Below are 20,396 nucleotides of genomic sequence, written 5' to 3'. Positions count from 1 at the left end.
GTCGAAGCTCGCCTACCCGGTCTCGTTCGGAATGAGAGATGAATGTAGACGAAATTGATTGCCGCCTGATCGAGCAAGGATCGTGGGTGGAACAGGTGGAATGGTTGGCCGAAGTCGATTCGACAAATCGCTTCCTGGCTAATGAGACAATGACCGGACGAAATCTTCCGGTTTTGGTCGGGGCGAATACGCAAACTGCCGGTCGAGGACGCGGTTCGAATTCGTGGTGGTCGGCTCCGGGGTCGCTGACATTTTCGATCGTGTTCGATCCACAGCAATTCGCAATTCCGACGAGTTTTCTGCCGAGGATGTCCTTGTCGACAGGCATGGCCGTTCGGAAAACGGTGGCACGGTGGCTTCCTGAGTCGAACGTTCAGGTCAAGTGGCCGAACGATGTCTATGTACAAGGCAGAAAAGTTGCGGGGCTGTTGATCGAGAGTCACCCCGCGAGTCCGAGCCTGCTCATCGTCGGAATTGGGCTGAACGTCAACAACTCATTGCAGTCAGCCCCTCAACAACTTCAGGCAAAGGCGACATCGATCGTCGACATGAGTGGTTCAGAAGCGAGTCGCACGGACGTGCTCATTCAGCTCTTAGAGGACCTGGAGCACGAATGGAATCGCATCGCAACAGCTTCTGACTTTCTGGAAGATTACCGCAACCATTGCTATCTCTCCGGAAGAAACATTCTGGTGAACGATGGTGTCGACGAAATCGGCGGGCTTTGCGAAGGTGTCGACGCCGAAGGGGCCTTGCTGGTTCGACTTCCTGTCGGAGTTCAGAGAATCTTTGCCGGTACCATCGAAGTGATCGGTGAATGATCAAGCTATCCTGCGGCAAATGTCAGCCGAAGAAACCTACAGCGGATTAATGAGTCATGAGACTTTTTGAAGGGACCGAGTTCGATCGACCTCCCCGGTGCGAGCGGTGTGATGAACTTGAAAGCGAATGCACGTGTCCGGAACCGGAGTTCGAATACACTCCGCCAGCGAAGCAGATTGCTCGCATTGGAGTGGAAAAACGGAAGCGTGGAAAGAGTGTCACCGTCATTCGCGATCTCATTGATGAAGCTGATCACCTTCCCAATCTGTTGACGAAGCTCAAAGACGCGATCGGTGTTGGTGGTACTGTTAAAGACGGAACGATTGAGCTTCAGGGAAGCCATATTGAACGGATCAAGAATGAGCTTCAATCGATTGGCTACCGGACCAAAGTTTGAAGCGAACTCGCAACGAATTGAACAGCTATCTCCTCTCAGAAGAAGATCGAACGGAGATGTCAGACGCAAGCACTGATTACGGTTTCGATGTGAACGAAGCGAAGAACCAACTCCGACAAAGACTCCGCGCAGAACGTGCAAAGGTTAACGATCCGGAACGACTCTCAGCGGCGATCTTCGAGAGACTGACGTCACAGCCTGAATACAACGAAGCAGGGACTGTTCTATTCTTCGTTGGCGTTCGCAGCGAAGTTCAAACACGAGTTGAGATGATCGCTCAGGCGGCTTCCGGGGCTGTTCGTGTTGTTGTTCCTTATTGTTCTGAGAACAGACTTAAGCTTGTTCAATTCAAGGATGAAGCTGATCTGATCGTGGGCAAGTATGGGATTCCTGAACCGCGACATGAATTGCGGGACGACGCGCGATTGCATGTCCTTCCGGAAGAAGTGGATCTCGTACTCTTACCGGGGCTCGGTTTCGATCGTCGCGGAAACCGACTCGGATATGGCGCGGGATATTACGATCGGCTTGTTCCCCAACTTCGCACAGACTGTCTGAAGGTTGCGCTCGCTTACGATTGCCAAATCGTCGACCGAATTCCCGCGATGGATCACGATGAACGGGTCGACTGGATTGTCACTCCGACGCAGCTGATCCGCTGTGAATGAGATCACAACAGCATTCGTCAAGTTTACGAATCTGATTCAAAGCGTCCGAACAGTGCTGCGGCTGATAGCCGAGTTGATCGGTTTTGACGAGAGGGCAAACCTCCTCAATCAGAAGGCAAACAGTAGTCGTGCAGCGTACGTAAGCACTGTGGTTTTGGGGGTCTCTTCGGCCTGAGAAAACCTTGAGTGTGCAGGGCAAATCGATCAAGAATTCTGACTCCTGATCGCAAAGAGAATTCAAGCATGACGGTGGTGAAGTTGTAGAGTTGAGAACCTCTTCAATCGAATGGCTTCGCAGGACTTCTTCTGTCGGCGATTCGAGCAACTGTCGGGTGTGTCATGTTTGGAATCAAAACGTTCTTCACCGGTCTGCTGACAGGCAGCGTCGGCTCCCTTCTGGCGATGCAGTTTCACGTCATGAATACCAATGAAGGTGTGATCGTCGTTCCGCGCGCTCATCAGCCAGCTTTGTTCACAACTTATGTTGATGTGCGCAAATGGGACCAGAACAAGTGGAGCCAGCATCCTGAAGTGATCGAAGCAGCCGTCAAATCTGGACGCACCGAACTTCTCGCGACAGAAGCAGAAGACGCTCCGCTATATGATCCGAACACAACCAATGCTGGCGGGGAAATCACCGCTGCTGAGAAGGCTCGACTGGCGATGGATGCGCTCGTTCCGATTCGGTTCAAGAACGACCCGTCGAGTCACCAGTCATCACAGGTGAATCACCCAGCAGGTTCACAGAACGCTGTGCCTTGGAATCCGCAGCAAAGCTATTCTCCGCCTCCGACCGCCGGGGCACAGAGTTCCAACTCACGGGTGATTGAACAGAACTACGCCAGCGGACAAAACTGGAATCACATCGATGTGAACAAGATGCCGACGCTTGGAAGACCGATACCATTCGAAGAGCCAGCCGCGAATGTTTCGTCTCAACAGGTGGTCGAGCCTCAGAAGCAGACTTCAACAGAGTGGGTGAAGTCTCTTCTCAAGAGTGTGATGCCGCAGTCGGACGAACAAGCATCGGTCACGACTCAACCGCAACATGGGAATGCATTCCCAACGCAGCATTACAATCCAGCTCAGATGTCGCCCGCTCAATCAGCACCGAATCAGGCGAGACCGAATCAAGTGCCGCAACCTCAGGTTCCGAATCAACCTTCCGGATTCGATGGTGGAAGACAATACCACCCAGCTGTTCGCCCCTTTTAGAGCAAGTTGCTCTTTCCTGTGCACTCGCTTGTGCTGTCCCACTCCTTTTCGAGCTGAGTTTGCTCGTGCGAGTCAGTGGAATCGAGGTCTGAAGATCTCCAAAGTCGTCACATCAGACATCAGAAAAAACGAGTGCGTCGATGATTTCTCCTTCCTCCTGAAACCATCGACGTCACTCGTCTGTTTCTACTCTTGATCCGGGGTCCATGGATCTTCCCCACCATCTTTGGCTCTCAGAAACTTGGCGTCAACCTCTTTATACCATTGATGCAATCGGTTTCGCAGATCGTTGACCAGTTCAGGATGGTCAGCTGCGATGTCGGTCGTTTCGGAAACATCGTCGCGCGTGTGATAGAGGTGAGTGCGTCCGTCTTCATAACGTTCGATGAGCTTGTAGTCGCCGCGTCGAATCGCTCCGCCCGGAAAGCCACCTTGATTGCTGTAGTGAGGATAGTGCCAGAACAGATCACGTTCAGGGAGTGGTTCTCCTTTGAGCAGCGGCACAAGACTGACGCCATCGAGCACCATTTCGCTTGGGACTTCAATACCAGCGAGATCCAGAATTGTTGGATAGAAGTCGACGCTGATCACGGGAACGTCACAAACGGGATTGGGTCGATTGCCTTCCGGCCATTTGATAATCATCGGTTCGCGAATCCCGCCTTCATAGACCCAACCTTTTCCTCCTCGAAGCGGAAGGTTGGAAGTGGGGGAGCCTTCCGAAGTTGAGAGCCCGCCATTGTCAGAGAACAACACAACGACGGTATCGTCAGCGAGTTTGAGTTCTTCAAGCCGATCGAGAATTCGACCAACGTTCTGATCGAGACTCTCGACCATTGCAGCATAGGTCGCGTGACTTTGCCGAATTCGCACTTTGCGTTCTGCGTCCGTTTCCCAAACTTGTTCTTCCGGACCAAACTCTGGCTGTTCGGTCAACAGTGCTGCTTTCTCTCGATACTTTTCCACGAGCGGCTTCGGTGCCTGCAGGGGCGTATGAACCGTATAAAAGGAGAGGTAGAGCAGGAACTTCTCGTCCTCGGAGTCTTCAATGAGTTTGATCGCTTCGTCAGCGAGACGATGCGTCAAGTGCTCTCCTTTGGGACCATCTGAAAGTCGCGGATTTGAATACGGCGAGAAGTACGACTTCGGCAATCCTCGCACGTGGCCACCAATGTTCACATCAAAACCCTGATGTTCAGGCCAGAATTCCGGAGTTGGTCCGAGGTGCCATTTACCGAGAAAGAACGTTCGATATCCGTTGTCTCGCAGCTGCTCAGCGATGGTCACATCCGAGAGCGGCATCCTGTTGTTAAGTGTGGCAGGCAGAAACTTTCCTGAACGCTCTCCGGAAAAGAAATTCGTGGCATCAACCCGTGAGGGGTACTTGCCCGTCATGATGCTATAGCGTGTTGGGCTGCAGACCGGATTGGCAGCATATCCCTGAGTGAACAGCACGCCTTCGCTGGCAAGGCGATCAATGTTCGGCGTCTCGTAGAATGTCCCGGGGTTGTTCGCCCCGATATCCATAAATCCAAAGTCGTCGACGAGAATGAAAACGAAATTGGGTCCATCGTCAGCTGCGCTGAGCGGACAATAGGAGAAGAGTATCAGCAGAGAGGCGATGATCGCACGGCAGCACATGCTCTTGTTTCCTCGTTCAGGCACTATCAATTTCGATTACAATAGTGCAATCAACGTTCGAGAAACAACGCACTGCGCATTGAATGAGGCCACGCTCAATGGTCAAAAAGAAGCAAGGCCTCCTGATGACAGAAGGCCTTGCACAGCGATTCAAAAGTTGACGTCCTTTAAGCAAGCAAATCCTTGACGGTGTCACGCTCTTCACGAAGCTCATTCAATGTTGCTTCGATCTTTTGCTGAGCAAATTCGTCGTGCTCGATTCCTTGTTCGATCTTCCATGTCGTTCCATCGCTTGTGAGTGGATAACCGAAGATGAGACCTTCATCGACTCCATAGCTTCCGTCGCTGCAGACAGCTGCGCTGAAGAAGTCGCCGTCTGCGGTCTTGGAGTTGGCAGCCTTCACGGTATCGAGAGCAGCGTTCGCAGCGGAAGCGGCACTACTTGCTCCGCGGGCTTGAATCACAGCGGCACCACGTTTCTGAACGACAGGAATGAATTCATCTTTGAACCAGGCATCATCGCCGATCACTTCTGGAGCGGGCTTGCCGTTGATGGTTGCCGTTGAGAAGTCCGGGAACTGAGTGGCGGAGTGGTTGCCCCAGATCGCCATTCTCTTCACAGCGGACACGCCCTGTCCTGATTTCTGGGCGAGCTGAGTTTTCGCTCGGTTCTGATCGAGCATGGTCATCGCGTACCAGCGATCCCGTGGAATGTCCGGCGCGTTGTTCATCGCGATCAGGCAGTTTGTGTTGCAAGGGTTCCCGACGACGACAATTCGTACGTCGTCTGCAGAAGCTGCCTGAATTGCTTTCCCGGTGTTCGTGAAGATCGGACCGTTGACGCGGATCAAGTCTCCTCGCTCCATCCCTTTTCCGCGAGGGATACTTCCGACACACAACACCCAATTGCAGTCAGCAAAACCATCTTCGAGGTGATCGCTGTCGACTTTCGTGACCCCAGCCAGAGTCGAGAAAGCACAGTCATCCAATTCCATCTCGACGCCGTCCAAAGCTGGCAGAGCTGGCGGAATCTCGATGAGGTTCAGATGCACCGGTTGATCTGGGCCGAAAACCTCTCCGCTTGCGAGACGAAAGACGAGTGCATAGCCAATATTTCCGGCCGCTCCCGTGACAGCTACTCGAATAGGTTTTTTCATCTGATCACCAGTTTCTTTCTTTGGAGGTTAGCTACGTTCAATATCTGTTCGATCACACCCCGTCGGAGTGCAATGGGGCGACATTCATAGGCTGCGCGAAAGTTCATTCAAAAAGCCACGGGATCGAAATCGCGTGACCTTGATTGATCCATTCAGATAAATGGAAACGAGAGAAAACCCTCGGACCACTCTTGTGCACGACCGGAATTCCGCACCAGCGTGCTCATCGATGTCGTGACTGTTTTCGTTGTACCGTCTTGGCATCTTCGGGGCAATTCTCGCGTGTGCGCTAGCGAGAAGATTGCTCGTTGCGGGAATCCTCATCGGTCAGAGCATTCAAAAAGTGATGAAGATCCTCGCGACTGGGAATTCATCTATTCGTAAACGGCTTTCCTGTATAGGATTTCGCAAACACCTTTGCTCTTTTGAATTCTGAGGCAGACCCCGACGGGAGAAATGCTGTCAGGTCAATCCGCTCCCCAGCGATGACTTTGGAGCCCGGAATTGAGGTGTTGTGCGTTTCGTCTGTCCGGTCGCCTCTTTATCGACCATGTCGACTGTCTGAAAGCGGCATGGATCGACCTACAGGAGATGACGCATGGCTGTGACGACGCACCGAGCTCTCCCGCCTGAGATTCGCGACATCCAGTGTCGTATGGAAGAAATTGCACGGTCGTACGGTCTGGATTGCTTCGAGACGATTTTTGAAATGCTCGACTACGAAGAGTTGAGCATGTTCGCCGCGTACGGCGGGTTCCCGATTCGCTACCCGCACTGGAGATTCGGAGCGGAATACGATGAATTGCTGAAAAGCTATTCTTACGGGCTCTCAAAGATTTACGAGATGGTGATCAACACTGACCCGTGTTACGCCTATCTCCTCACCGCGAATGAAATGACCGATCAGAAGCTGGTCATTGCCCACGTCTACGGGCACTGCGACTTCTTCAAAAACAACGCCTGGTTCGCTCCCACGAATCGCAAGATGCTCGATCAGATGGCCAACCATGCTGCGCGAGTGAATCGATATATCGATCGCTTCGGTTACGAAAACGTGGAACGCTTCATCGACTGTTGTCTCTCGCTGGACAATTTGATCGACCCCTATCTGCCACACATTCAACGTACCGCTCCGCCCGAACATGCTTCGAAATCGAAGACGAATGGGGAGAGTGACTCCGACTCATCTCGCGGACGATTTCGGGCGAAGGACTACATGGACGATTACATCAATCCTCCCGAAGTGCTCGAACGGGAAGAGATGCGACGTTCCGCAGTTGCACAGGAGAAAGCAGCCCAACGGTCATTCCCTGAAGAGCCACAACGAGATGTGCTGAAGTTTCTTCTCGACCATGCTCCACTCAAACAATGGCAGCATGATGTTCTGGCGATTATTCGGGACGAGGCTTACTACTTCGCTCCTCAGGGGCAGACGAAGATTATGAATGAAGGTTGGGCGAGTTATTGGCACTCAACAATCATGACCCGACATGGTCTGACGGATGCCGAAGTGATCGACTACGCCGACCATCACTCCGGGACGATGGCGATGTCTCCACAGCGGATCAATCCGTACAAGATTGGCATCGAGCTGTTCAGGGATATCGAAGAGCGCTGGAACCGCGGGAAGTTTGGTGAGGAGTGGGAAGCGTGCGACGACATGCATCACAAACGGAGTTGGGATCGAGAACTCGGTTTGGGGCGTGACAAGATTTTCGAAGTCCGCAGGATTCACAACGACCTCACGTTCATCGACACCTTCCTGACTGCTGAGTTCTGTCAACGTCACAAGATGTTTTCATTCGCCTACAACGATCGCAGCGGCGACTACGAAATTGCTTCACGCGAGTTTGATGAGATCAAGAAGCAGTTTCTCAAGAGTCTCACGAATCACGGCCGCCCGTTTATTTTCGTCGTGGATGGAAATCATTCCAATCGTGGAGAGCTCTATCTGCGGCATGACTATCAGGGAGTCGAACTCAAACAGGATTACGCCAACGATACCCTAAAGAATCTCCAAGCCATCTGGGGCCGTCCGGTGCATCTTGAAACGGTCATCGATGAAGAGCTGTCGACAATTTCGTACGATGGACATACTCACGAGATCAAGTCGATCGAGAAGTAGTCACAGAGTTGGGAAAGCTGGCAGCAGTTTCTTCACAAGTTGTCAGGAGGTCTGTGGAGCAGCGGTTTCAAACTCGAAGTCGATAAGCAATCTACGAATTGAGGTTCTTCAAATGGCGAAAAGTCATTCCCCACGTTTTCTCGAAATTGTGAACGAAGCTCGGGCGAAAGTCACCGAATGCAACATCGAAGATGTCCGCACGATGCAGGAGAACGGAGACGAGTTTCTGCTGGTCGATGTGCGGGAAGAAAGTGAGTTCGCAAAGGGACATCTGCCCAGAGCGATTCATCTTGGAAAGGGAGTCCTTGAACGAGACATCGAAAAGGTGGTTCCGGACCCATCGACGAAGATCGTCATGTACTGCGGCGGTGGGTATCGATCCGCTCTCGCAGCCGATGCAGCTCAACGCATGGGATACACTTCAGTGATCTCAATGGATGGGGGTTGGAGAGCCTGGAATGAGGCAGGATTTGCCGTTGAAAGTTCGTAATCAGTTGAGACCAAATCTCAATACAGTGATCCACTGTTCCGAGGGTATGCAAAATGTCTTGACAGCATATTTTAGCCGTCCTACAACGAAGTAACTGGCCGAACATATGATTTGTGGCAGCATTGTTTTGCTTTGAGTTGCCGTAAATATTTACTTTCGCAATCTGTTGCATCCGGAAAAGGAAAAGTCTGATGACACATGTCGTCGCGGAACCATGTTTTAACTGCAAATACACCGACTGCGTTGTCGTTTGCCCCGTCGAATGTTTCTACGAAGGCGAAGCAATTCTCTACATTCATCCTGATGAATGTATTGACTGCGAAGCCTGTGTTCCGGAGTGCCCAGTCGAAGCGATCTTCCACGAAGATAACCTTCCAGAAGAGTGGGCGGGGTACACAGAGCTCAACGCTGAAATGGCTCCTCAATGCCCAGTCATCACTGAGAAAAAAGAAGCTCTCGGTGGCGACGTCGGCTAATCGAGAAGACTGCTCAGTTGAGCGATAACGGTGTGGCGGAGACGTTCACACCTGTTCCGGACTGCTGGAATTCAAACCGGTCGCCATTCCGCGACCGGTTTTTTTATGTCTAGACTGTGATCTCGCGGGCAGCGTTTGCGAGATCAATTTGGCCAACAGCGACATTTCTCATTTGTGGTTCTGTTGCCACTCGACAATCGCCTGAAAAAGGCCGGGCCAGGTGAATTCCTGTGCGACTGCCTTGATCGTCAAGCCGGCTTGTTCGGCTGCTTCCTGAGTCACTGGGCTGATGGCTGCAAATTTTGGAAGCTGATTGAGTGACAGTTCCTGAATTCGTTCTGCGACGTTACGTGCAATGGTCGGACTGCTGAGTGCGATCCAGTCGAGTTTCCCACGATGGAGAGCGTCGATTGCGGCATTCGGGAATGAAGGGACGTCGAGGTGTTGATAAACAACAAGGCTTCGAAACTCAGCTCCGGCGGAAATGAGCGTTTCCGGAATGACCTCTCGACCCCGATTTGCCCGTGCCCAAAGCACTGATTTTCCCTCCACATGCGGTTTCATTGCATCGGCGAGTTCTTCTCCTTTGTATACCGGCGGCACAAGATCCGGCCGAATGGAATACTCTTCGAGGCGTTTCGCTGTCGCTGGGCCAATGCAGGCGATCTTCATCTTCCCGAAGCGGCGGGCATCGCTTCCGAGTTCCCAGAGTCTGCCGAGAAAAGCATCCACACCATTCACGCTGGTAAACACAATCCAGTCGAACTCTTCGAGTGTTTCGATGACCTGATCCACTTCCGTCCAGTCAGAGAGTGGCGAGGTCTTGATGGCGGGCATCAAAATCGGGGCAGCACCAAGTTGAATCGCCTGGTCAATCACTTCATCCGTCTGATGTTCAGGGCGGGCGATGCCGATCGTTTGACCGATCAGAGGAAGCGTCTCGAACCAGTTGATCTGCTCTCGCTGGCGAGTGCATTCGCCCACCACAATCAGTGAAGGGGCTTGCAGATTGGCCTGAGCAACCTTCTCACCAATATCTTCCAGAGAAGCATGGACGCTTTGCTGCAGCGGGGTGCTGGCTTTTGAGATGACGAGCGTTGACGTTTCCGGGTCCATTCCGCTCGCGATTAATGACTTCGCGATTTCAGGAAGCCGATGGAGCCCCATGTAGAAGACGAGCGTGCCAGGGAATTTGACGAGTTGCTCATAGTCGAGCGCTGATTGCGGTTTCGTGGGGGCTTCGTGACCGGTAATAAAGGCGACAGCAGAGGCCAGTTTTCGGTGAGTCAGAGAGACACCTGAATAGGCCGCCGCTGCGGTGGCTGCTGTGATGCCAGGAACGACTTCAAACGGAATGCCAGCTTCCGCGAGAGCCAATGCTTCTTCGCTCCCCCGACCGAAGATATAGGGGTCGCCTCCCTTGAGGCGGACGACGATCTTCCCAGCTTTGGCAGCGTCCACGAGTCGCTTGTTGATCTCGTCCTGATCGAGTCGTTTTTCTGGTCCCAAACCAACGCGGTTTGTCCTCTCAGCAGTTGCCTTAGTGTGTCTGAGCAGAAGTGGATTCACGAGCCCGTCGTACAAGACGACATCAGCGATTTCGAGGCAGCGTTTCGCTTTGAGTGTCAGCAGTCCGGGATCACCGGGACCGCCTCCGACCAGATAAACTTTTCCAACTTCCGCCATCAATCAGAGTTCCTCAGTCGCATGATGTTCGCCCCATGCTTGGGCAGTGAAGCAATGAATGCTCTTTAGAAAAGACCACTTCAACCTGTCGTTGAAAAGAAACAATTGGCCGCAGAATGAACTTCCGGGGCCAATTGTGTGAGGGAGATGATCCGCGATCTGCGAAAATCTCTTCCGGATTGGAATTGGGAAGTTATCCCTCCATCCGGGATTTCATGAATTTCAAACCTTCTTTTGCGAGATGCTCTTCGCTCGGGAACATGCGTCGCCAGATGCATGTTGCAGCTGCCAGTTCAGGCAGGGCGAGACCGAACGCTTCGATCATCAGCCAACCGTCATAGCCGACCTCTTTGATGGCTTTGAAATTCTCATCCCAGTTGATTCCACCTTCGCCCGGCGTCGATCGGTCGTTCTCTGAGATATGAACGTGAACCAGTTGATCCTGGCAGGCTTTGATGGCTTCGCTGGGAGATTTTTCTTCGATGTTGGCGTGGAAGGTGTCGTACATCATCTTGAGATGCGGATGATTCACTTCCCGGCAGAAACGTGCGGTGTCTTCTGCACAGTTGAGGAAGTAGCACTCAAAGCGATTGAGATACTCGACGACCAGTGTGACATCGTTGGCCTGAGCGTAATCCGCAGCTTTGGCGAGGCTGTCCTGAGCCCACTTCCATTCCTCTTCAGTTCGTCCGCGACCGACGAAATGGCCAAGCGCCGAGTGAATTGGTCCCAGCAAGTGTGTACATCCCGAAGCAGCACACATGTCGACCGCTTTTTTGAGCCGATTGACTCCAGCTTCGCGAATAGCAGCATCTTCGGAAATCGGGTTTTCTTCGACTGTGCAGACGGTCACAGCAGTCCGTCCAAAGCCGAGTTCGTCCAGCTTCGATCCGATTTTTTTGTATGCTGCCTCGTCCATGTCAAAGACTGGCAACTCGACGCCATCGTAGCCCCATTCCTTGATTCGATCCAAAGTTGGGAAAATGGATTCATCGACACCAGACGTCCAGAGCAGCAGATTCAGACCGTACTTCATATTTGTCTTCCCCGATTCAAGTGTCTGCTCCGCGACACTCTTCTGTCGGGGAGCACAAATGAGCAGTTTTTGATGGACGCATTGGACTTCAATTTCACATCACGGTCAATCAACGCCATCAAGAACCCCATTTCACCTGTGAGTTGACGACAACTCGCAGGATTTCTCACGGAATGTTGGGCTTTCTTGCGAAATGAAAATTGAAATCGATCCGAATTCGTTGACGTGCTCGCGAGCCTCGAAATAATCTCGGAAGTGCGATATGAAATTCCCGAATTTGCCGCGAAGCAATCTGAAGTGAACCCGTCCTTGTCGACTCGCGTCAGATCCACAATGCTAAGTGTCAAACAGCTGCAATACAACGAGACTGAGAGAATAGACAATGTCTAATGCCACCAAGAGTGTTCCTGACGCAGAAGGACGATTCGGGGAATTTGGTCGCCGATTTGTGCCTGAAACACTCATGGAGGCCCTGGATCAGCTTCACGAAGAGTACTTGCGTTCCAAGTCCGATCCAGACTTTCAGTCCCAATTGGATCACCTGCTCAAGACTTACGTCGGTCGTCCCAGCCCGCTGTATTTCGCTGAACGGCTTACCGAACACGCTGGCGGTGCGAAGATCTATTTCAAGCGGGAAGACTTGAATCACACCGGTGCCCACAAGATCAACAACACGATCGGACAGGCACTGCTCACGCTTCGAATGGGTAAGAAACGCGTGATTGCAGAAACCGGGGCCGGTCAGCACGGTGTGGCTTCTGCAACGGCATGTGCTCGATTCGGCCTCGAATGCGTCGTCTACATGGGCGAAGAAGATATTCGACGGCAAAAGTTGAACGTGTTCCTGATGCGAAACATGGGAGCGGAAGTTCGCTCGGTCACATCGGGCTCGCGCACCCTTCGCGACGCCATCAACGAAGCGATGCGAGACTGGATGGCCAGCGTTGATTCCACGCACTACATCCTCGGATCGGCAGTTGGTCCGCATCCGTTTCCAATGATTGTTCGTGACTTCCAGTCTGTGATCGGACGCGAGGCTCGCCAGCAGTGCCTCGACGAAACAGGTCAGCTTCCAAACGAAGTGATCGCCTGTGTCGGAGGCGGTTCCAACGCTGCCGGAATGTTCTATCCGTTCGTTGAAGATTACGACGTCAGCCTCACCGGAGTGGAAGCAGGCGGACGCGGAGCACAACCCGGAGACCACGCCAGCCCGCTGACATACGGAGTCAAAGGCGTTCTGCACGGCAGTTTCAGCTACGTCATGCAGGATCAGGACGGTCAGACGCAAGACGTTCATTCGATTTCCGCCGGACTCGACTATCCGGGAGTGGGACCAGAGCACAGCTACTGGAAAGAATCAGGCCGCGTGCAATACACCGTCGCGATGGATGACGAAGCGTTAGAGATGTTCCAGCTCGTTGCCAAGCTCGAAGGAATTTTGCCGGCCGTCGAAAGTTCGCACGCGGTGGCCCACGCAGTCAAAGCGGCCAAAAAACGCTCACGTGATGAGATCGTCGTCGTCTGCCTTTCGGGACGCGGTGACAAAGACATCAGCGAAGTGGCTCGCCTCACCGGAATTGAAATGTAACGCAGCACAAGCTAAAGCGTCTTATCGAGCCAATAGGCACAACACCGACGAACTATGACCCGGCAGGCCGGATTGAATTCGTCGATTCGAACCGCTCGATCTGAGACAAACTCGACCATTAACGATTCAACACCGAAGTCATTCCAACGGAGATCCCGAGTGGACTCACGCATTTCAGCCGTCTTCGCCAGCCTCAAAGAACAAAACCAGATGGCATTCATGCCATTTATCACCGCTGGCGATCCCGATCTCGCAGCCACCCAACAGGTGATTCGCACGTTGGGAGCAGCGAATGTCGACATGATCGAAATCGGGTTCCCCTACAGCGATCCCATCGCCGACGGACCGGTCATTCAAGCGTCTTACACGCGAGCTCTTGAGTCAAAAGTCTCTGTCTCTCAGATCTTCAAAGCGTTGGGAGAACTCGATCACGAACAACTTCCACCGCTTGTGGCGATGGTCAGCTTCGCGATCGTCTTTCGCACAGGTGTTGATCAGTTCTTGTCTTCCTGCGTTGAGTCAGGAATCAGCGGGCTCATCATTCCGGATCTGCCTGGAGATGAAGCTGCGGAAGTGTTTGAGAAAGTCCGGGGTGCGGGGCTGGATTTGATTCAACTCGTCGCTCCCACGAGCCCGAGAGAACGTGTCCGCAAGATTCTCAAATCTTGTTCAGGGTTCGTCTACTGCATTGCAGTTTCGGGGACGACGGGTGAACGCGAGCGAGTTGCTGATGCGTTGCTGGATCAATTGAAGTGGCTGCGAGAAGAGACCGATCTTCCGCTGGCGGTTGGCTTCGGAATCAGTAAGCCCGAACATGTCGAACCGCTCCGAGACCTCGCGGACGGAGTCATCATCGGCTCAGCAATTGTCAGACGCTTTCAAGAGCTTGCCGACAAAACACTCTCGTCCGATGAACTCCAGAAAGATCTCTCGAAACTCGCGGGCGACATGGTCGCTGCGACTCATGCGAAGTAGAGCATTTTCAATTCTGCTTCGAATCCATTTCGAGAAGAACTCCTCGGAAAAGTCGTTTACTTGGAAGCAATGGCTGCGGCCATTGTTTTCAGATAGAGGCTGAGGGTTGTCAGATTCTCGCTGAAGACTGCGCTGCTGATGTACTGATCGCCAGCTCGAATTTTGGGTTGTCCCACGAGCCGCTCTCCTGAAGCTGTGGTTACCCATCTTCCCTGCTGGTCAAGGTCTTTGATGATTTGCTCAGCACGCGACTCCAGTGACTCGATATCGAACGGTTCAGCAACGATTTGATGATCCCGCTGCTGTTCGTAAGTCCGGCGAAGGCTTTCGATTTTGGCGGGAGTCTTCCAGCCGTAGTGACTCGGAAGATTTGAGGAGTCGTAGGTCAACGAGTAATTGCCTCTAGTCCGTTCCATGTAAAGCGGTCGGTTCGTTTTCAGTTCGTAATAGCGAGCCACTTGACCGTCGGGGAGTACTGATCGATCGAGGTAGTCGAGCGCCGCCGGGATTGGCTCCAAATAGCGATCGTCTCCTGTGTATCTGGCAATTTCCAGCAGGGTCTCAATCGCTTCTTGTGTCTCGTCACCTGAAACGCCCGGAGGTTCGAATTTCCTCGCCCAGATCGGCTCCATGTCAGGGTTGTATTGCTGAGCCCAACCCCGTTGTGGTTCCGGCATTTGTGCCAGGATCAAAAAGTCACCCAGCTTGCGAAGTGCCTGCAAACTTCGCTCATCCTCGTAAGTTTGGTGAGCAGCGATGAGGGTTTTGGCAAGATACCCGCACACGTTGTCATTCAACGTGTACATGTCCCAGTAGTTTTTGATTCGCCCCTCCGTACGCCAGTCGTGATCGGGATACTTCGCTTTGAGGACCGGTCGATCTTCAACAGGCTGAGTCCAACTTTGCGGAAATGCACCGTTCGGAAACTGAGCTTTCAGAACTGCATTGAGGCCGACCATCGCTGCGTCGTGAATCGCCTCGTTTCGGAATTGAAGGGCTTTATCCGCGTGGATGAGAAACAACAACGCCGACTGGGTTTGTCCGTCGTCGAGAGAAGAGTTGTTTCGGCCACGGCCTTTTCCATTGCGGTACAGATAGACACGTTCTCCAGCGGGGTCGAAGTCCACGCAGTTGGCCCATCCGCCCGATTCAAGCTGTCCGTACGCCAAGGCCTCGGCGGCGTCTTTGGCAGCGACGAGGTACTTCAAGTCAAGGGTGGCAGAGTAAGCGTCTAGGTAAGCCATCCCGACTGTCGGAGTTCCCGGAGGTTGAACCCAAATTTGATCTTCCGACGCCAGACCTTCGCCCCATCGCACTTTCAGGTCGGGAGAATAGTGGTAAACGTAGCCTCCGTGCCGCGCGACTTCGCCGTGAAAGTACTCGGTCGCCCGCCTCATCGTTTCTTTCGCCTGCTGAACGACTTGATCGTCAGCACCGGTGTCAACTCCCCATCCCAGAATGAGAATCCACAGAGCCGTAAGCGTGCGATGGTGTTTCATGACTGTCTCAGCTTGCAGAATTGATTTTGCGATGATCGAGAGAACGTACTCTGATGACTCGCTTTGGATCACAGAATGACTCTCGGATCAATTCGAAGGGATTTTGGGCATGGAGTGAACGAACATCGGGAAATTAGTCACAAGAGTCGTGCAAACCATGGTTTGGGGCTCATTGCGGAAGGAACCGAATTTTCGATGAAATGGAATCCACCTGACGTGATTTCCATCATCTACGAATCTCTGTTGTCGATTCTAGGAGCCCAGCCTGCGTATGGTGGTTTCTGGACCGGGCCAACACTATAAATTGGTGGGCGATGAGTGCAGTGCGTCGAACCGGTTGAACGAACGGTTCGCAGGCTCAAAGTTATATCAAACGTTGCTTATTGAAAAGGAAAGATCATGTCAGCCCTTCAGGAGTGCGATTCTGCAGTTTGGGAATCGATTCTGCGTGAGCGAACCCGACAGGTAGAAGGCCTCGAACTCATCGCTTCGGAGAACTACACCAGTGCCGCGATTCAGGAAGCGGCCGGGACAGTTCTGACGAACAAATACGCTGAAGGGTATCCTGGTCGTCGCTACTACGGCGGATGCGAATTCGTCGACGAAGTGGAAGTGTTGGCTCGCGATCGTGTCTGTCAGCTCTTCGGTGCCGACCATGCGAACGTGCAACCACACGCTGGTTCGCAGGCCAACATGGCGGTCTACATGTCCCAGCTTCAGCCCGGCGATACGATCCTGGCGATGGATCTCGCTCATGGGGGACACCTCACCCACGGAATGCATCTGAATTTCTCTGGCCAGTTGTACAACGTCGTTCACTACGGCGTGCGTGAATCAGATCACCGAATCGATTTCGATCGCGTGGCTGCCCTCGCGAAAGAGCACAAACCGAAAATGATCGTCGCTGGGGCAAGTGCGTATCCTCGCGAAATCGACCATCCCAAGTTTGCTGAAATCGCAAAGGAGAACGGCGCACTGTTGATGGTCGACATGGCTCACTACGCGGGCCTTGTCGCTGGGGGATGTCACAACAATCCCGTCGAAGTCGCCGACTTCGTCACTTCGACTTCTCACAAGACGCTTCGCGGTCCACGTTCTGGATTTATTCTGTGTAAGTCTGAGCACGCAAAGGCTGTCGACAAGACCGTCTTTCCAGGACTTCAGGGCGGCCCGCTGATGCACATCGTCGCGGCTAAGGCAGTCTGTTTCCAAGAAGCTCAGCAACCGACCTTCAAAGCGTACGCCGAGCAGATTATTGCCAACGCAAAAACTCTCGCGGAAACACTCGTCGCTGGCGGAATTCGTCTTGCGAGTGGAGGAACGGACAATCACCTGATGCTTTGCGATATGACTGCCATCGACCTCACCGGCAAGATCGCGGAAGAGGCACTCGACCGAGCTGGGATTACTGTCAACAAGAACATGATTCCATTCGATCAGCGCAAGCCGCTCGATCCAAGTGGCGTTCGAATCGGAACTGCCGCGTTGACGACACGCGGCATGAAAGAAGCGGAAATGAAGCAGGTCGGAGAATGGATTCTGAGTGTTCTTCGATCAGCCGATGACGAATCGAAAGTTCAGGCAATTCGCAGCGAAATTGCTCAGTTTGCCAAGAACTTCCCTGTTCCCGGAATCAGCTCCTGATTCTCGAATGAACAGTTGACTGACAAAACAATCCCTCGATCGAATCACCAATCGATCGGGGGATTTTTGCGTAGAGCAAATTGTTTTTTCCGGTGCATTCGCTTGAGGTTGTTTCATCAAGTTGACGGCTGTGTTTGCTCGTGCGAGAAAGTGCAAACTAAAGCTGAAGTTGCTTTAGGCAATGAGAGTGAAGATGAAAGCAGTTCGCTTCCGTCAGAGCCAAAGCATGGCTCGTTTCTTGAGGTTCTCGGGCAATCGCTTTTCGACCGCTCTGCGGATTTGTTCTTCGTGATAGCGTGTGCTGAAATGGCCGAGAATGACGAGTTCGTTTTCAAACCGATCAGCCCGTTCGATCAAATCGTCGAGATGGGTGTGGCCGAATTTGTGAATCTTCTCCTTGCGATGCTCAGGCCGGAAGAACGTCAGCTCCGTGATCAGGATCTTCGACTGAAAGACCGCGTCGCAGTGGTCCAGCCCTTGCGGGGCAGTGTCGCCACAATAGCAAACGATCGGCATGCGAATCTCGGCACTGACTTCGATCCCTTTCATCCGCAGATCTCGAATTTCGGTTCCGGAAAGGTTCTGATACTCCGGCTTCAGCTTCTTCCGTCGTTCCCAGACGACATATCCAAGTGACGGCACGGTGTGTTTGGTCGCAAAAGTGGTCACGACGTGTTCGCGAGAGAGTTCGTACTCCATTCCGGGCTCTGCACCGACGAGCTGACAGATCATTCGGCCACGATCAAGTTTCTGCCATGATCGAAGCATCTTCTGAACAGATTCAGCCACCGCAGCCGGAACGTAAATCGTGGGCGGTTCCATTTTCATCATGCGGCGTCGAGCAACATAAGCCGGCAAAGCTGCCATGTGGTCGAGGTGCGCATGCGAAATGAAGAACGTTTGCGTTCCCATAAAAGACCACGGACTGCCCCCCAGGTCGAATCCAACTTTCAGCTCGGGGATTCGCCAGTACGTCTGGACCGCAGCTCGTGAGTAGCCTTCAATCGTGAGTCCACCATGCTCGATGGATTTCAGCGGCAGGTTTTCGATCATTCAGGGAAAGCTTTCAGGGGAGGGACGCATTCAATCAACCGGGCGTCAGAATATGACAGACAGCGAGATGGTTGCAGCGACCCGCTCCAATTTTCGCAAAGAAACGCACAATTGCCCCAGATCTCAGAAGAGGAAACACAGCAGCGGATCAAGGGGTTCAGGCCAATTTGAGCAGTTGCGGATAACAAAAAACGCACGAGCAATTCTCAGTCGAGAGTTGCTCGTGCGAATCGATGTTTCCCGCAATTGAGGAAACTTTAGACAGAGTCCCCCGGGACAGGGCTGACGTCTGGTCCTGATTCTTCAGGAGCTTCGAAAGTTGGGTCGGCTTCAGGAGCGATCGGTTTTCCAACTTCCTGCTGAATCACTCCGCAGTCTCCGTTCGCACATCCGCCACAGTTTCCGCAAGGTTGAATTGAGGAACATTGCTGAACGGGAACGAAGCGGCAGACTTCGTACGCAACTTCTCGTGGAACGAGTTTCGAAACCATTCGAGTGACGGTGTATGGTTCCTGTCGTGTGACTGGTCGAGCCACTTTGCGTGTCACCTGATAAGCAACTCGCTTGGTTGTGCAAACTGGCACTTTTCGTGTCAGAGTTTCTGTCACCATGCGGCAAGTTTGGATCGGAATGCGGCAGGTTTTGACTTCGTTCACCATGCGGCAGGTCTGAACCGGAATCTTGCGTGTCTGAGTTTCGCAAACCCATTTGCAGACGCGGACTGGGCAGTTCTCGACAACTTGTTCGGGAACCATTTCGCAAACCTGAATCGGGCAGTTTTCAACAACTTGTTCCGGCACCATGCGGCAGACCTGAACGGGGCAGTTCTGACGGACGACTTGAGGAACAAGAGTCGTACAGGCGACTTGTTCGGTGACGACTTGTGGACAGACGCGCTGGACTGTCGCCATTGTTCCCGGACAGCGAGTCAGGCACGGAATCGGACATCCGCAGAGTCCTGGCTTGCGTCCCCAGACCAACGGTCCCGGACGGTAAACCTGCTGATTGACTGTGACAGGCACGACGCGCTGAACCGGACGATAAGTCGTGACCGGTCGCATCACGGTGTAGCATCGCTCTTGATTGACGGTTTCCGTGACTTGTCGCATGACTGTTCGAGTCACCTGACGGTTCACAGTCCGCGTGACAGGTCGCATCACAGTGCGAGTGACTTGTCGGTTGACGGTTTCCCAGACCGGCTTACGAACCTGATACGACTCTTCGCGGTACGAAGTTTCGAAGACAGGTCGTTGGACGGTGTATTCTCTTTCCTGGAAAGCAGTTTCGTAGACCGGTCGAGAGACTTGATACTCTTCTTCACGACACCCGGTCTCGACGACGTTTCGATAGCAGGTTTCCTGTACGTCTTCGAAAACGGTTTCGCAGACGGTTCGGTAACATGTTTCCTGAACAGGCTCGCAAACCTGATCGTAGACAGTTCGGTAGCACGTTTCGCGCTCAACCTTGCACGCGGTGTAGCATGATGTTGGCTGACAGCATGTGACCGGGCAAGAATTGTAGCCGACGGTTCCAGCAAACCAGCCGGCGTTCGCTGTGGTGCTCCCGGAGATCGCGAAAGCCAGGGTCGCGACTCCCCACAACACAGTCTTCATGAGAACTCTCCTCGTTTGTGTCAAATCAAATCGGATCCAAAGAATCGTCTTGATTCACACACATCCCCATCGTGCCAAATCATTTTGCTGATTTCAATCACGTAATGAGGAAATGCTGTTGGATGGTTGGTTTCAAGTGTTCCGTCTAGCTTATCGCGAAAATTTGTGGATCTTGAGTCAGAAGTGATCAATCTCCAGATCGACGGACAGGAAATGTGAGGAACTGCCATAAAACCCGCAAAGTCTTCCCCGTCGATGATTCAGAGCGGACTCTCGTCGCAGGTAGAGTCGTTGTGATTCGCACAGCAGCC

General features: G+C 52.9%; 17 protein-coding genes. 10 read left to right on the top strand and 7 right to left on the bottom strand.

Annotation, left to right across the window (positions count from 1 at the left end; translation table 11 throughout):
• The first annotated feature begins 38 nt into the window (after positions 1 to 38).
• The 4 genes from AB1L42_RS11455 (at position 39) to AB1L42_RS11440 (ending at position 3,102) form a co-directional block, all read left to right on the top strand.
• Complete coding sequence (locus tag AB1L42_RS11455; protein WP_367055036.1) at positions 39 to 821, top strand: biotin--[acetyl-CoA-carboxylase] ligase; 783 nt, start codon at positions 39 to 41, stop codon at positions 819 to 821.
• A 56-nt stretch (positions 822 to 877) separates the two neighbouring features.
• On the top strand, positions 878 to 1,219 hold the full coding sequence (locus AB1L42_RS11450) for a translation initiation factor (protein WP_367055033.1): 342 nt from the start codon (positions 878 to 880) through the stop codon (positions 1,217 to 1,219).
• A gap of 56 nt (positions 1,220 to 1,275) precedes the next feature.
• Positions 1,276 to 1,887, top strand: coding sequence for a 5-formyltetrahydrofolate cyclo-ligase (locus tag AB1L42_RS11445; protein ID WP_367055030.1), 612 nt, complete (start codon positions 1,276 to 1,278; stop codon positions 1,885 to 1,887).
• A 339-nt stretch (positions 1,888 to 2,226) separates the two neighbouring features.
• Complete coding sequence (locus AB1L42_RS11440; RefSeq protein ID WP_367055027.1) at positions 2,227 to 3,102, top strand: hypothetical protein; 876 nt, start codon at positions 2,227 to 2,229, stop codon at positions 3,100 to 3,102.
• Positions 3,103 to 3,288: 186 nt separating this feature from the next.
• Here AB1L42_RS11440 and AB1L42_RS11435 read toward each other — a convergent pair whose 3' ends face one another.
• Both AB1L42_RS11435 and AB1L42_RS11430 read right to left on the bottom strand, forming a co-directional pair.
• The gene (locus AB1L42_RS11435; RefSeq protein WP_367055024.1) at positions 3,289 to 4,743 is read right to left on the bottom strand and encodes a sulfatase; all 1,455 of its coding nucleotides are present in this window, start codon (positions 4,741 to 4,743) and stop codon (positions 3,289 to 3,291) included.
• A gap of 167 nt (positions 4,744 to 4,910) precedes the next feature.
• Positions 4,911 to 5,900 carry a malate dehydrogenase gene (locus AB1L42_RS11430; RefSeq protein ID WP_367055021.1) on the bottom strand — a complete coding sequence of 330 codons (990 nt, stop codon included), beginning with the start codon at positions 5,898 to 5,900 and terminating at the stop codon, positions 4,911 to 4,913.
• A gap of 598 nt (positions 5,901 to 6,498) precedes the next feature.
• Here AB1L42_RS11430 and AB1L42_RS11425 point away from each other — a divergent pair.
• The 3 genes from AB1L42_RS11425 to AB1L42_RS11415 all read left to right on the top strand — a co-directional run bounded on the left by AB1L42_RS11425 (position 6,499) and on the right by AB1L42_RS11415 (position 8,991).
• Positions 6,499 to 8,025 (top strand): SpoVR family protein, encoded by a 1,527-nt coding sequence (locus tag AB1L42_RS11425; RefSeq protein WP_367055018.1) that lies wholly within the window; start codon positions 6,499 to 6,501, stop codon positions 8,023 to 8,025.
• Positions 8,026 to 8,137: 112 nt separating this feature from the next.
• A complete protein-coding gene (locus AB1L42_RS11420; RefSeq protein ID WP_367055015.1) occupies positions 8,138 to 8,515 on the top strand; it encodes a rhodanese-like domain-containing protein in 378 nt (125 codons plus the stop codon).
• 191 nt (positions 8,516 to 8,706) lie between these two features.
• Positions 8,707 to 8,991 carry a ferredoxin family protein gene (locus AB1L42_RS11415; RefSeq protein ID WP_146510247.1) on the top strand — a complete coding sequence of 95 codons (285 nt, stop codon included), beginning with the start codon at positions 8,707 to 8,709 and terminating at the stop codon, positions 8,989 to 8,991.
• Positions 8,992 to 9,159: 168 nt separating this feature from the next.
• Here AB1L42_RS11415 and cobA read toward each other — a convergent pair whose 3' ends face one another.
• Both cobA and AB1L42_RS11405 read right to left on the bottom strand, forming a co-directional pair.
• Positions 9,160 to 10,677 (bottom strand): uroporphyrinogen-III C-methyltransferase, encoded by a 1,518-nt coding sequence (gene cobA, locus AB1L42_RS11410; protein WP_367055011.1) that lies wholly within the window; start codon positions 10,675 to 10,677, stop codon positions 9,160 to 9,162.
• A 193-nt stretch (positions 10,678 to 10,870) separates the two neighbouring features.
• Positions 10,871 to 11,713 (bottom strand): sugar phosphate isomerase/epimerase family protein, encoded by an 843-nt coding sequence (locus tag AB1L42_RS11405; RefSeq protein ID WP_367055008.1) that lies wholly within the window; start codon positions 11,711 to 11,713, stop codon positions 10,871 to 10,873.
• 382 nt (positions 11,714 to 12,095) lie between these two features.
• Between AB1L42_RS11405 and trpB the strand changes: the two genes are divergently transcribed.
• Together trpB and trpA are read left to right on the top strand one after the other, a co-directional pair.
• Positions 12,096 to 13,301, top strand: a complete 1,206-nt coding sequence (trpB, locus tag AB1L42_RS11400) for a tryptophan synthase subunit beta (protein WP_367055005.1) — start codon at positions 12,096 to 12,098, stop codon at positions 13,299 to 13,301.
• A gap of 159 nt (positions 13,302 to 13,460) precedes the next feature.
• A complete protein-coding gene (trpA, locus tag AB1L42_RS11395) occupies positions 13,461 to 14,276 on the top strand; it encodes a tryptophan synthase subunit alpha (RefSeq protein ID WP_367055002.1) in 816 nt (271 codons plus the stop codon).
• Positions 14,277 to 14,332: 56 nt separating this feature from the next.
• Here trpA and AB1L42_RS11390 read toward each other — a convergent pair whose 3' ends face one another.
• Entirely contained in the window at positions 14,333 to 15,775 is a 1,443-nt protein-coding gene (locus AB1L42_RS11390; protein ID WP_367054999.1) for a pectate lyase, read from the bottom strand.
• Between the two features lie 399 nt (positions 15,776 to 16,174).
• Here AB1L42_RS11390 and glyA point away from each other — a divergent pair, with 399 nt between their 5' ends.
• Positions 16,175 to 17,419, top strand: coding sequence for a serine hydroxymethyltransferase (gene glyA, locus AB1L42_RS11385; protein ID WP_367054996.1), 1,245 nt, complete (start codon positions 16,175 to 16,177; stop codon positions 17,417 to 17,419).
• Positions 17,420 to 17,632: 213 nt separating this feature from the next.
• On the opposite strand, the gene AB1L42_RS11380 is transcribed toward glyA, so the two are convergent.
• Positions 17,633 to 18,472, bottom strand: a complete 840-nt coding sequence (locus AB1L42_RS11380) for an MBL fold metallo-hydrolase (protein ID WP_367054993.1) — start codon at positions 18,470 to 18,472, stop codon at positions 17,633 to 17,635.
• Between the two features lie 257 nt (positions 18,473 to 18,729).
• Complete coding sequence (locus AB1L42_RS11375; RefSeq protein WP_367054989.1) at positions 18,730 to 20,085, bottom strand: hypothetical protein; 1,356 nt, start codon at positions 20,083 to 20,085, stop codon at positions 18,730 to 18,732.
• Between the last annotated feature and the right edge of the window lie 311 nt (positions 20,086 to 20,396).

Source organism: Thalassoglobus sp. JC818 (assembly GCF_040717535.1).
Taxonomy (GTDB): Bacteria; Planctomycetota; Planctomycetia; order Planctomycetales; family Planctomycetaceae; genus Thalassoglobus.
This window is presented reverse-complemented; position numbering and strand designations above follow the sequence as displayed.